General features: G+C 71.4%; 12 protein-coding genes. 5 read left to right on the plus strand and 7 right to left on the minus strand.

The window, feature by feature from the left end; translation table 11 throughout:
* Both VHU88_22345 and VHU88_22350 read right to left on the minus strand, forming a co-directional pair.
* Positions 1-693 (minus strand): dienelactone hydrolase family protein, encoded by a 693-nt coding sequence (locus VHU88_22345; GenBank protein HEX3614444.1) that lies wholly within the window; start codon positions 691-693, stop codon positions 1-3.
* Positions 694-702: 9 nt separating this feature from the next.
* Complete coding sequence (locus VHU88_22350) at positions 703-1,665, minus strand: hypothetical protein (GenBank protein HEX3614445.1); 963 nt, start codon at positions 1,663-1,665, stop codon at positions 703-705.
* Positions 1,666-1,815: 150 nt separating this feature from the next.
* On the opposite strand from VHU88_22350, the gene serC reads away from it, so the two are divergent.
* From serC to VHU88_22370, 4 genes are all read left to right on the plus strand, one after another.
* Complete coding sequence (serC, locus tag VHU88_22355) at positions 1,816-2,940, plus strand: phosphoserine transaminase (protein HEX3614446.1); 1,125 nt, start codon at positions 1,816-1,818, stop codon at positions 2,938-2,940.
* A 49-nt stretch (positions 2,941-2,989) separates the two neighbouring features.
* On the plus strand, positions 2,990-4,201 hold the full coding sequence (locus VHU88_22360; protein HEX3614447.1) for an MFS transporter: 1,212 nt from the start codon (positions 2,990-2,992) through the stop codon (positions 4,199-4,201).
* A 22-nt stretch (positions 4,202-4,223) separates the two neighbouring features.
* Positions 4,224-5,492: an ABC transporter permease gene (locus VHU88_22365; protein HEX3614448.1), complete on the plus strand. Its 1,269-nt coding sequence runs from the start codon at positions 4,224-4,226 to the stop codon at positions 5,490-5,492.
* Between the two features lie 147 nt (positions 5,493-5,639).
* Complete coding sequence (locus tag VHU88_22370) at positions 5,640-6,614, plus strand: hypothetical protein (protein HEX3614449.1); 975 nt, start codon at positions 5,640-5,642, stop codon at positions 6,612-6,614.
* On the opposite strand, the gene VHU88_22375 is transcribed toward VHU88_22370, so the two are convergent.
* The 5 genes from VHU88_22375 to VHU88_22395 all read right to left on the minus strand — a co-directional run bounded on the left by VHU88_22375 (position 6,596) and on the right by VHU88_22395 (position 11,193).
* Positions 6,596-7,768, minus strand: a complete 1,173-nt coding sequence (locus tag VHU88_22375) for an SAM-dependent methyltransferase (GenBank protein ID HEX3614450.1) — start codon at positions 7,766-7,768, stop codon at positions 6,596-6,598. The genes VHU88_22370 and VHU88_22375 overlap by 19 nt on opposite strands.
* A 57-nt stretch (positions 7,769-7,825) precedes the next feature.
* Complete coding sequence (locus tag VHU88_22380; GenBank protein ID HEX3614451.1) at positions 7,826-8,869, minus strand: hypothetical protein; 1,044 nt, start codon at positions 8,867-8,869, stop codon at positions 7,826-7,828.
* A gap of 107 nt (positions 8,870-8,976) precedes the next feature.
* Positions 8,977-9,408 (minus strand): TIGR03668 family PPOX class F420-dependent oxidoreductase, encoded by a 432-nt coding sequence (locus VHU88_22385; protein ID HEX3614452.1) that lies wholly within the window; start codon positions 9,406-9,408, stop codon positions 8,977-8,979.
* Positions 9,409-9,476: 68 nt separating this feature from the next.
* Positions 9,477-10,745, minus strand: coding sequence for an MFS transporter (locus VHU88_22390; GenBank protein HEX3614453.1), 1,269 nt, complete (start codon positions 10,743-10,745; stop codon positions 9,477-9,479).
* A gap of 4 nt (positions 10,746-10,749) precedes the next feature.
* Positions 10,750-11,193 carry a MarR family transcriptional regulator gene (locus VHU88_22395; GenBank protein HEX3614454.1) on the minus strand — a complete coding sequence of 148 codons (444 nt, stop codon included), beginning with the start codon at positions 11,191-11,193 and terminating at the stop codon, positions 10,750-10,752.
* 137 nt (positions 11,194-11,330) lie between these two features.
* Here VHU88_22395 and VHU88_22400 point away from each other — a divergent pair, with 137 nt between their 5' ends.
* Entirely contained in the window at positions 11,331-11,585 is a 255-nt protein-coding gene (locus tag VHU88_22400; GenBank protein HEX3614455.1) for a DUF2530 domain-containing protein, read from the plus strand.
* The last annotated feature ends 13 nt before the right edge of the window (positions 11,586-11,598 follow it).

The raw sequence follows: 11,598 nt of genomic DNA on the forward strand, positions 1-11,598 counted from the left end.
TCAGCCGAGTTGGTCGTGCAGGAACGCGATGGCCTCGGCCCAGACCTTCGCGGCCAGCGCCTCGTCGAGGTTGCCGAGCGAGTTGTGCGGGTTCATGAAGGCGTGGCCGGCGCCCTCGTGGACGGTCAACTGGACGTCCTTGCCCAGCTTGTGGAGCTTGGCCTCCAGCGCGTGGGCGGCGGTGGGGGCGAAGAAGTCGTCGTCCCCGGCCATGTGGCCGCGCACGACGGCGGTCAGGCCGGACCAGTCCGGCTCCATGTCCGGCGGCGGAAAGCCGTAGAACGGCACCGCCGCCGCGATCCGGTCGCCGCGGTTGGCGGCAATGAGCATCGTCAGCAGGCCGCCCATGCAGAAGCCCATGACGCCGATCGACTCACCGGTGGTGGCCTCGTGGCCGGCCAGGAAGTCGACCGCGCCGCTCATGTCGCGCGCGGCCCGGTCCGGCGGCAACGAGTTCATCAGCCCGGCGGCCTTGTCCATCTCGTCGTGCGTGGCCAGGTCGCCGCGGTACAGGTCGGGCGCCAGCGCGACGAACCCGGCCTCGGCCAACCGGTCGGCCATGATCTTCAGCGCGGGGTCCAGGCCCCACCACTCCTGCAGGACCAGCACCCCCGGTCCGCGTCCGGATGAGGGCACCGCCAGGTACCCGCTCGCCATGTCGCCATTGCTGGGGAATTCCACTGTGGTCGCCATGAGCCGAGCTTAGGAGGGCTGGGGCGCGGCGGACGAGGTCGGGCCGCCCAGACACGTGCTCAGGGTGACGGTCTCCAGCGACTGCAGGTTGTTGTCCGCGGCCGCACCCGGCACGGTCTCGTCCAGGATCGCGTCGGTCAGATCCGGGTCGGAGATCGTCTTCTTCATGGCGTACACCGCGCAGTTCTGGGTCGTGGCGGAAAGCTGCTGGGCGGCCAGCGCGCTGCGGATCTCCTTCTCGAACAGCGCCCGGAACGGCGAGACGCCGCCCGGCGCCTTCGCGTCGCAGGGCGCCACCACCTGGCCCAGAGTGCTTACGCCGGCCTGATTCGCGAAGAACGCGGTCCGGAACTGGCCGTCGGGAAGGGCCAGGACCGTTACGGCGAAGCAATCACGGTAGACCGTGTCGGCGAAAGGGTTCGAGGAGTCGGTGCTGGCCTGCCGAGCGATGCCGAGCTTGAAGTTCGAGCGCAGGTAGTTGACCCCTTGGTCGGCCACCCGCCAGGTCCCCGCGGACCGCTGGAAGTACCACGTACCGGTGGACCCGCCCGCGCTTCCGCCCTGGACAGCGACGTTCCCCGCGGCGGTGTCGCCCTCGACCTTCACGTCGGAGACGGACGCGCCGGTCGCATGGCTGCCGGTGCCGGCGCCGACTTGGTACTCCTGGCAGTCGTTCATTCCGCCGAAGGCCGTGGTCACGAAGTCCGGTGTGAACAACTGTTGGCACACGACGTGCTGGTAGTCCGCGGTGACGGCGACCGACTTGACGATCTTCGTGATCGCCGAGACGTCGGAGGTCGAGCCCGGGGTGGCCCTCGCGTCCGGGGTTTTGACGGGTGCCGCGCTCGCACTCGGCGAGGCGCTCGCGTCGGGGGTGGGGGTCGACGCCGGCGCGGACTGCGGGTGGGAACTCCCGCAGCCCGTCAGTGCCAACGTCGTGACCAGAGCCACAATCGAACCACGGGCGCGCATTTCGTACCTCCGGCGGCGACCCTAGCGATCACTCACAGCGGGCCGCCAGCGCAGCGGATGCGGCGCCCAGGCCGAGTACGGGACAATGGTCGAGGACCGCCACTGCCGACGGGCCGGCCAAATCCTCCGAGTTCGTTAGGAACCCGCGTCGTGAGCGACAAGATCGTGATCCCCGCTGACCTGCTGCCCGTCGACGGACGGTTCGGCTGCGGCCCGTCCAAGGTCCGGCCCGAGGCAGTCGCCGCGCTGGCCGCGGTAGGCAGTTCCCTGCTCGGCACCTCGCATCGGCAGGCCCCGGTGAAGAACACGGTCGGCCGCGTCCGAACCGGGCTGCGGTCGCTGTTCTCGCTGCCGGAGGACTACGAGGTCGTGCTGGGCAACGGTGGCGCGACGGCGTTCTGGGACATCGCATCGTTCGGCCTGGTGCGCGAGCGTTCGCAGCACCTGAACTTCGGCGAGTTCTCCTCGAAGTTCGCCGAGGTCTGCAAGGGCGCGCCGTGGCTCGGCGAACCGACGGTGATCAAGTCCGAGCCGGGCACCCACCCGCAGGCCAAGGCGGAGTCCGGTGTCGACGTCTACGCGCTGACCCACAACGAGACCTCGACCGGCGTGGCACTGCCGATCGCGCGGCCGGCCGGCACCGACCCGGGCTCGCTGGTGCTCGTCGACGCCACCTCCGGCGCGGGCGGCCTGCCCGTCGACGTCACCGAGACCGACGTCTACTACTTCGCGCCGCAGAAGTGCTTCGCCTCCGACGGCGGGCTGTGGATCGCGCTGTTCTCCCCGGCCGCGCTGGAGCGGGTCACCGAGATCTCCGACTCGGAGCGCTACATCCCGACCTTCTTCGACCTGCCGACCGCGATCGACAACTCGACCAAGGACCAGACCTACAACACCCCGGCGCTGGCAACGCTGTTCCTGCTGGCCGAGCAACTGGACTGGATCAACGGCCAGGGCGGCCTGAAGTGGGCGACCGGCCGGACTGCCGACTCCTCCTCCCGCCTCTACACCTGGGCGGAGAAGTCGGAGTACGCGACGCCCTTCGTCGCCGACCCGGCGCAGCGCTCGGCGGTCGTCGGCACGATCGACTTCGCCGACTCGGTCGACGCCGCCGCGGTGGCGAAGGTCTTGCGCGCCAACGGGATCGTCGACACCGAGCCGTACCGCAAGCTCGGCCGCAACCAGCTGAGGGTCGCGATGTTCCCGGCGATCGACCCGGCCGACGTCGAGGCGCTGACCGCCTGCATCGACCACGTCGTCGCCGCCCTGGCCTGACCCCGACTCCTCGACTTCTGCTGCCTGTCGCACCTATCGGAGGCCTTCGATGGGTGGGACGGGCAGCAGAAGTCCGTTGGGTGGGGCGGTGGAGCCGTACCGGCGGGACCGGGTGACCTGGCTGGTTCACTGGCAACTGGCCTTGTGGGGCTACTTCCTGTTCGGTTTCGAGCCGGTCGTGCCGCTGCTGCGCTCGCAGTTCGGCCTGACCCGTGCGGTGGCCGGGCTGCACGGCAGCGCGATCGCGCTGGGTTCGATCGTTGCCGGTCTGGCCTACCCGCGGTTGTGCGCCCGATACGGCCGCCGGCGCACCGGTTGGTTCGGCCTGACCGGAATGTGCGCCGGGCTGGTGGTGCTGTGCTCCGGCCCGCATGTCGCGCTCACGCTGACCGGCGCGCTGCTCGCCGGTGGGTTCGGGACGCTGCTGGTGGCCGGGTCGGCGGCGATCCTGTCGGACAACCACGGGCCCCGCGGGGTGGCCGCGATCACCGAGACCAACGCGGTGTGCGCGGGTGCGGGCCTGCTCGGCCCGTTGGCGGTCGGGGCCGCGGTGGCGGCCGGTTTCGGCTGGCGGGTGGCGCTGGCCTCGCTGCTGGTCCCGGCCGCGATCTTCGCCGTGCGGCACTCGGCGACGGCGGTCCCGGACGGCGCCCCGCCCCCCGCAGCGGGCGGGCCGCGCCGCGACCGACTCCCCCGCGCCTACTGGATCGCCTGGTCGGTGGTGGTCGCGGTCGAGGGCGTGGAGTTCTCGATGACCTTCTGGGCAGCTGACCTGCTGCGCACCCGCGACGGCCTGTCGGCCGCGGCGGCGACCGCGGCCGCCGGCGCGATCGTCGGCGGGATGTTCCTGGGGCGCCTGCTGGGCACGGTCCTGACGCTACGTCAGCACATCGACGGGCTGCTGCTCGGCTCGCTGGGGCTGGCCGGGATCGGATTCGCGCTGTTCTGGGTCTCGGTCACCCCGGCCGCCGCGATCGCGGCGCTGATCCTGGCCGGCACCGGGATGGCCTTGCACTACCCGCTGGCGGTCTCCCGCGCGGTGGCGGCCTCCGGCGGCCGGGCTGATGCAGCGTCCGGTCGGATCGCCGTCGGCACCGGGTGCGCGGGGATGCTGGCGCCACCGCTGCTCGGCGCCCTCGGCGACGCCGCCGGACTGCACCGGGCGTTCCTGGTCGTGCCGGGTCTGCTGGCGCTGGCCGCGGTGGCAGTGATCGCAGTGCGAGCTGACTCACCGTCACCACGAGCGACTTCCGGCGGGTAGTTCGCCGGCATTGCGGTAGGCCATGAGGATGCCCTTGCGCCTGCACGAGACCCGCAACCTGCGTCTGCGCGAGAGCTTCCGGTTCGCGGTGGACAGCATCGTGGCGAAGAAGACCCGTTCGGCGCTCACGATCCTCGGTATCGCGATCGGTGTGGCCGCCGTCGTCACGTTGGTGGCGGTCGGGACCGGATCGCAGCAGTCGGTGGACGCGTCGATCGACCAGCTGGGGGGAAACACCTTGATCGTCCTGCCGGGCGGGAGCGGCGGCACCGCGACCGCGACCCATCGGACGGAGCTCACCCACTCGGACGTGCAGGCACTGGCCGACGGCTCGGTTCCCGATGCCTCCGGGGTGGCACCGGGACAGGTAGTGAACAACGTCATGGCGCAATGGAGGCAGTCCTCGGCGACCATCGGCCTGGTGATCGGGACCACGCCGGAGTTCCTCGACATCGACCACGACACCCTCGCTGCGGGGCAGGACTTCACCGACTTCGCCTACACCATGCACTACCGCCAGTGCGTCCTCGGCTCCGCAGTAGCCGCGGGGCTGAGCCCGCGAGACCCGACCGCGTTGCTCGGCCAGGACATTCCGCTCGCCGCAGAACCGTTCCGGATCACCGGGATCCTCGCGTCCAAGGGCTACGCCGACCAGCACAGCATCGACGACCGCGCCATCTGCACCGGCACCGCGGTCGAGGACTACCTGCACGGGTTCATCCACCCGGGCATGGGCCCCGTCGACGCGATCGCCGTCGCGCCGAACTCCCCGGCCTCGCTGCCCGCGGCCAAGCAGGAGATCACGGCCGTGCTCGACGCGCGCCATCACGTGCCCGACGGCCGCAGCGACTTCTCGATCGCCCGCGCCTCCGCGGTCGGCGCTGTCGGCTCGGCGGCCAACGGCACGTTGGCGGTGCTGCTGGGTTCGGTGGCCGGGATCTCGTTGCTGGTCGGCGGCATCGGCGTGATGAACATCATGCTGATCTCGGTGGAGGAACGGACCAAGGAGATCGGCATCCGCAAGGCCGTCGGCGCCGACCCGACCGACATCATCGGCCAGTTCATCGGCGAGGCCCTGATGCTGACGATCCTCGGCGGCAGCCTCGGTGTGCTGCTCGGCTTCGTGACGTCCCGCTTCCGCATCGATGGCGTAGAGCCGTCCATAGCTCCGTACTCGGTGTACCTCGCCTTCGGGATGGCGCTGGGCACCGGTCTGGTCTTCGGCCTTTATCCCGCCGCCAAGGCCGCGCGCCTGCAGCCGGTGGAGGCGATGCGCACCGAGGTCGGCTAGTTCAGCGAAGCCGTTGCCCAGCCGCTGAGCGCCCGCAGCGACACATCGGCGTGAACCGCGGGAATCGCCCTCGCAATGTGCGCGACGTCCGGGCGTGGCACGCCGGTTCTAGGGTGACGCCCTCGCCCGCCGACGGAGGTCCGCTCCATGCGCCTGTCCAGCCCTGCGGCACTGCTGCTCGTCCTGGCCGGCATCGGCGGCTGCGGTGCCGGCGGCTCGTCGAACACCGCTGCTCCGGCTGGGCAGGTGGTGGGGCCGATCGAGGTGCACCCCTCGCCTGCACCTACCCTGGGCGGCCGCCCGGCGCCGGCTGGTCAGGCGGATCGGGTCGCGATCGCGCGCGTGGTCGACCAGATCCTGGCCGCGAAGGATCCCGCGACGGCCTGCCGAAACCTGATGACCCCGGGATTTGTCGCTGCGACATTCGGCAATGCGGCCACCTGTGTGCAGGCCGGCCAGGATCAGGGCGCGACGGACAGGCCGTCCGGCGGCACCGTGGCGGCGCTGACGGTCAGCGGTGACTTCGCCACCGCCACGGTGACCGACCGAGGCGGGAACACCGCCGGGGCCCGCGGGACCTGGAAGTTCGTCCGCTGGGGCGGGAACTGGCAGTTGAACGAGCAGGGCGCGGACTACCTGCGGGCGCAGAACTCGCTGGCGTTGGGCAAGAACCACCAGGCATCGGGTGCCGACAACCCCTTCTCCAACGACCAACTGCGCACCTGTGTGCCGGCCGAGACCCAGGCCCTGCCCGACCCGGAGTACCGGGCCTTCGCCCAAGGCATGACCTCCGGCCAGAGCACGATCGGCAAGTACTTCGCCGACTGCGAGCATCGGACCGGGGTGCCGTCGCCGTTCCGACCCGGGCAACTCGCCGCGATCCGCACCACCAACGAGGGCAAGCAACTACCGGACTCACTCACCAACTGCATGGTGGCCAAGTTCAACAGCGAGATCCTCGAGGCCGACCTGGTGAATGCCCTGTTCGACGGTGCTGGTTCGCCGTCGTTCACGAGGCTGCAGATGAAGATCGCGGGCTTCGGCAACGCTTGTGCCTCCCAGCTCGGGATGGGCACCGCACCGCCGACCCCGGCCGCCACCCCTCACCACTCGCCGCCGTGACGCCGCTTCAGTTCCGTTGCCAGGTGGGCGGCGAGCGCCGGGCGCAGACCCCAGGCAGCGACGAGTTCCCGGTACTGGGTGACCAGCTCCGGCGCGGGGTCGGCGTCGGTGCGGACCGCGCGGATCGCCACGTTGCGGGCCGAGTGCTCGGTGGAGACGAACTCGACCACATCGACGCGGTGGCCGAGCAGCCGCAGCAGCAACGCCCGTAGGCCGTCGGTGAGCACGTCGGCGAAGCGCTCGCGCAGAATCCCGTGGCGCAGCAGACTGGCGTAGGGGTCGGGGGTCCTCGAGCGCAGGGTCGCGGCGGTCTCGTGGTGACAGCAGGGCGCGGCCAGAATCAGTGGGCTGCGCCAGGAGACCGCGCGGGCCAAGGCGTCGTCGGTGGCGGTGTCGCAGGCGTGCAGGGCGAGCACGACATCACCGGGCGGGACGTCGGCCGCCGAGATCGTCCCGGCGACGAATCTCGCGCCGGCCGCGCCGAGGCGCTGCGCCAGTTCGGCGTTGCGGGCGGCGGCGGCCGGGCGCAGGTCGACGCCGGTCAGGCGCACGTCGCGACCGTCGGCGGACAGGAACCGGTGCGCGGCGAAGGTCAGGTAGGCGTTGCCGCACCCGAGGTCGACGACGTGCAACGGGTCGCGGTCGGCGACGGCGTCGAGTTCGGCTGCGAGCACCCGCAGGAACGCGTCGACCTGCCGGCGTTTGGCGGCGTCGGCCCCGAGAACCCCGAACAGCGGGTCGTCGGGAGCCAGCAGGCGCTGCTTCGCCCGGTCATGTGACGCCGCATCAGGTTCCGGTGCCTCCGCCGCGGGCGCTCGGTGGACCTGGGCCGTGCCGGACTTGGTCACCCGGACCTGGACGGTGCCGGCCGCGGAGTCGACGTGCCAGTTGCCCCAGCCGGCCGCGAGCAGTTCGTCGACTGCGCTCGCTGCCTCGGTCGGATAGGCGAGGTTGCGGGTGTGCGCCGTGCGTTCGTCGTAGCGCACCTCCTGCAACCGCAGGCCCGAGCGCAGTTGGACCGGACGCAGTTCCGCGCGCCGCCAGGCCGGCGGCTCGCTGCCGCGGCGCCGGCCGGCGGCCACCGCACGCCGCAACCCGGCGTCGAGGAGCAGGCCGCGCAGTTCGGCGACGACGTCGGACAACGGCTCAGGCACCGCCCCAGCCTGCCAGGCCGCGGCCTGAGGCGACTTGTGCCGGTGGGGCCGGCGGGGTCAGCGCAGCGGCGGGTCGGGCCGGTTGTAGGACCCTTCGAACACCGCGTTGCCCAGGCGGATGCCGGTGTCGCGGTTCGGGGTCGGTGTGGACACGTCCGGGGAGACGCCGAGCAGCAACACCGGCGCGGCCACCCGGAAGCGGTCGGTGCCGGGCACGTAGTCGGTGGCCGGGGCCAGGACCCGCACGCCGAGGTCGGCCAGGTTGCCCAGGCTGGACCCCAGAGCCGCCAGCTGCGCGTTGACCCGGCCGATCAGGTCGGCCAGCGGGATGGCGGTGCCGGCGATCGTGAACGAGCCCTGGTCGACCCCGGACTGCCAGCCGCCACCGCCGCTGGCCAGCAACGAGAGCAGGTAGTCCACCTTGGGTGTCCCACCGGGCTCGGCGGTGACCCGCAGCAGGCTGGTAACGGTCGCCAGCCGGTCGCCCGCGAACTGCAGGTCGGCCACGTAGCCGCGGGCCGTACCGGTGTACCGGCCGGTGGCCGGATCGACCGCGGCGGTCGACTCGCTGCCGGCCGCGGCCGCCCGCAGCCCGGCGTTGCCGGCGAACTCGGCGACCCGCGCCGACCCCGTCGCCAGATAGGTCGACGGCGTCCGGGCGTCGGAGCGGGGCCTGGCCCCGTCGCCGAGTTGCTTCGTCACATCGGCAGGCACGCCGAACGCGGCCAGGCCGGGGACCTTGTCGTCGCAGTCCTTGGGGTTGGCGGTACGGGCGACAGTGGCATTGACGACGGCGCTCGGCGGGCACGGCGGTTCGCAGCCGAGCAGGCAGGGGGCGTCGTCGGTCGGCAGCCAGTAGGAGGCACCCAGCGCCTTCGACGACCCCGCGGCCGCCCCGGGCTCGTGGGCCAGCAACACCCGGCTGAAGCCGACGTCGGAGTCGACCTCACGGAAGAACTGAAGGTACTGCTCGACGGCGGCAGCGCGGATCGTGAACTGGTAGGGCGGAACCGGATCGGCGGCTCGGGCCGGAATCGCCCAGGCGAGGCTGAGCGTCAGACCGGCACAGACCGCGGTCAGTCGCCGGGACGTTCGTCGCACGAAGCCGGACCGCACGTCGCCCTCCGCCGCGCTGCCACCGACACCGTCGTGGCTCGCTTGTGCCCGATTCTACCCGTCGCAGCTGCGTTCGGGCCCGGATGAACCGGTCAGGGCGCGGCACCGGACCAACCGGACCACCGGTCCACCGCGATGCGCACGACGGGGCCGGCCGGTGGCCGCTCGCGGTACTGCTCGTACCGCTCGACGAGAGCCGCGACGGCCGCTCCGCGTCCGGGATCGTCGTCGGGCAGCACCTGCCCGGTGCCGTCGGCGCGGACCCACCACAGCTGGGTCCAGTCCTCGGACCACTCGTCGGCCAGCAGAGCGACAGCCGGGTTGGCCCGGAGGTTGTCCAGACGCCGCAGTCGGGTGGTGGTCTTCGGTTTGTGGTCGACCGCGAAGACCACCGCGGCGCCGGCCGCGAGGACCGCGAACGTGATCGGCACCAGGTGCGGATGCCCGCCCGCGTCGACGGTCGCGAGCCGAACCGTCCGGGCCCGGGCGAACCGGTCGCGGGCGCTGCGTTCATCCAGCCGCATGGCAGAACCTCAGTGGATCAGGGCCGAGGCGATCACCGACAGGAGCAGGAGCACCAGCACCGCGGTGATCAATGGTCGAGCGCGCCTACCCACGCCGGAGAGGCTACGGGTGCGCTCGGCCGGTCGCGGCGCAGCGCCCCGGTACGGCGTGCCAGGAGCAGCGCGCAGACCATTGCGGCGGCCGCGGTCACGAAGCCGCCGCCGAGCAGCGACCAGCGCGGCCCGTAGTGCTCGGCCAGCCAACCGACCACCGGGGCGCCGATCGGGGTGCCGCCGAAGAACACCGCCAGGTACAGCGACATGACCCGGCCGCGCATCCGCGGTTCGACGGCCAACTGGATCGTCGAGTTGCAGGCGTTCATGGTCGTCATGGACGCGACCCCGACGGGCGGCAGCATCAGCGCGTACCAGAAGTAGGTCGGCATCAGGCCGACGAGCATCTCCAGCACGCCGAACGTGATCGCCGCGATGATCACCAGACGTACCCGCGTGGTCCTCCGCCGCGCCGCGATGAGGGCCCCGGCCAGTGAGCCGGCGGCGAGCACCGAGCCGAGCAGGCCGTACTGCCCCGCGCCCTTGCCGAACTCCTGGGTGGCCATCAACGCGTTGGTGATCTGGAAGTTCATCCCGAACGTGCCGGTGAAGAAGGCGATCGCCAACACCGCGACCAGGTCCGGGCGGCCCAGCACGTAGCGCAGTCCCTCACGCACCTGACCGCGTCCGCGCGGGGTCCGCTCCGAGGGCCGCAACTGGTCCGAGCGCATCCGCCAGAGGGCGACCAACGGCGCGGCGTAGGAGATCGCGTTGAGCGTGAACACCCAACCGGTGCCGCCGAACAACTCGATCAGCAGGCCGGCGACGGCGGGCCCCAGCAGCCGCGCCCCGTTGAACGAGGCGGAGTTCAACGCGACCGCGTTGGACAGGTCGGACGGACCGACCATCTCCACGACGAAGGACTGCCGGGCCGGATTGTCGGCCGCGGTCGCCAGACCGAGCCCGAAGGCCAGGACCGCAACCTCCCAGACGTTGACGACCCCGCCGAGCGTCAGCACCGCCAGGATCGCGGCCAGCACACCCATGGAGGTGTTGGTCGCGAGCAGGATCCGGCGCTTGGACATCCGATCTGCCAGCACCCCACCGGCCGGCGCGAGCAGCGGCAACGGCAGGAACTGAAGAGCCGTCACAAAACCGAGCCAGGTGCCGCTCCCATGGGTCAACTGCAGGACCAGCCAGTCCTGCGCGACCCGCTGCATCCAGGTGCCCGTGTTGGACACGAGCATCCCGCTGAAGTACAGCCGATAGTTCGGCACCCGCAATGAGCTGAAAGTCGGGCTCATCGACTCAGGCTCCCCCCTCCTGTGTCAACTTCTCGAGGATCGGGGCAGCAGCGCGCAGCGTGGCCAGTTCGCGGTCGGTCAGCGAGGCCATCCGTTGCATCAGCCAGGTCCGGCGCTCGGCCCGATCCGCGTCGAGCATCCGGTGCGCCACCGGGGTGACGCGAACAAGTTTCTGTCGACCGTCCTGCGGGTGCGGCGCCGCGACGACCAGGCCGCGCTCCTCCAGCACCGACAGCAGCCGGGTCATCGACGGCGGCTGCACCATCTCCAGCTCGGCCAACGCGCCTGGAGTCAGCGGGCCGCGACGGTCCAGCGTCGCCAACGCGGAGGCCTGGCTGACCGTCAGGGACGCCGCGCCGCCGCGGTTGCGCAGCTTGCGGGACAGTCGCATGACCGCGACCCGCACGCTGTGAGCGAGCTCCGGGTCTACTGCCGCCAAGGTCTTCATGCTCCGCCGATCGTCGTACCACTCACTGTAGGTCGTTACTTGTGCTAACGAACTACAGTCGGGGATATTCCCCGTTCGCCCGCCCGCGTAGGGCGCGGACCCGTCCAGAAGTTGAGGTCCTGCGTACGCTGGCGGGCATGTCCGGAGGTCGGCGTGCCAACGCCAAGCCACGTCGGCCCGATCCGCCCCCGTTGGCCATCGACGAGTCCCGGGTGATTGCGGTCGGCATCGCCTGCTGGACCGTGGCCCTGCTGGTGATGCTGCCCTTCCACGCGCGGCTGGCGCGCCACCACGACTCCTGGTGGCCGTGGACGGCCGTGGCCGGGATCGGCCTGGGATTCTGGGGCTGGTCGCTGGTGCTCGCCAAGAAGCGTCGCGATGCCCGCGTATGAGAGTGGGCGCGGG

Source organism: Sporichthyaceae bacterium, from assembly GCA_036269075.1.
Taxonomy (GTDB): domain Bacteria; phylum Actinomycetota; class Actinomycetes; order Sporichthyales; family Sporichthyaceae; genus DASQPJ01.

Bases quoted from the DNA above. Each gene is read 5' to 3' on its own strand.
- VHU88_22350 (HEX3614445.1), bottom strand. From the start codon at position 1,665: ATGCGCGCCCGTGGTTCGATTGTGGCTCTGGTCACGACGTTGGCACTG.
- VHU88_22365 (HEX3614448.1), top strand. From the start codon at position 4,224: ATGAGGATGCCCTTGCGCCTGCACGAGACCCGCAACCTGCGTCTGCGC.
- VHU88_22390 (HEX3614453.1), bottom strand. From the start codon at position 10,745: ATGAGCCCGACTTTCAGCTCATTGCGGGTGCCGAACTATCGGCTGTAC.
- VHU88_22360 (HEX3614447.1), top strand. From the start codon at position 2,990: ATGGGTGGGACGGGCAGCAGAAGTCCGTTGGGTGGGGCGGTGGAGCCG.
- VHU88_22400 (HEX3614455.1), top strand. From the start codon at position 11,331: ATGTCCGGAGGTCGGCGTGCCAACGCCAAGCCACGTCGGCCCGATCCG.
- VHU88_22385 (HEX3614452.1), bottom strand. From the start codon at position 9,408: ATGCGGCTGGATGAACGCAGCGCCCGCGACCGGTTCGCCCGGGCCCGG.
- VHU88_22370 (HEX3614449.1), top strand. From the start codon at position 5,640: ATGCGCCTGTCCAGCCCTGCGGCACTGCTGCTCGTCCTGGCCGGCATC.
- VHU88_22395 (HEX3614454.1), bottom strand. From the start codon at position 11,193: ATGAAGACCTTGGCGGCAGTAGACCCGGAGCTCGCTCACAGCGTGCGG.
- VHU88_22345 (HEX3614444.1), bottom strand. From the start codon at position 693: ATGGCGACCACAGTGGAATTCCCCAGCAATGGCGACATGGCGAGCGGG.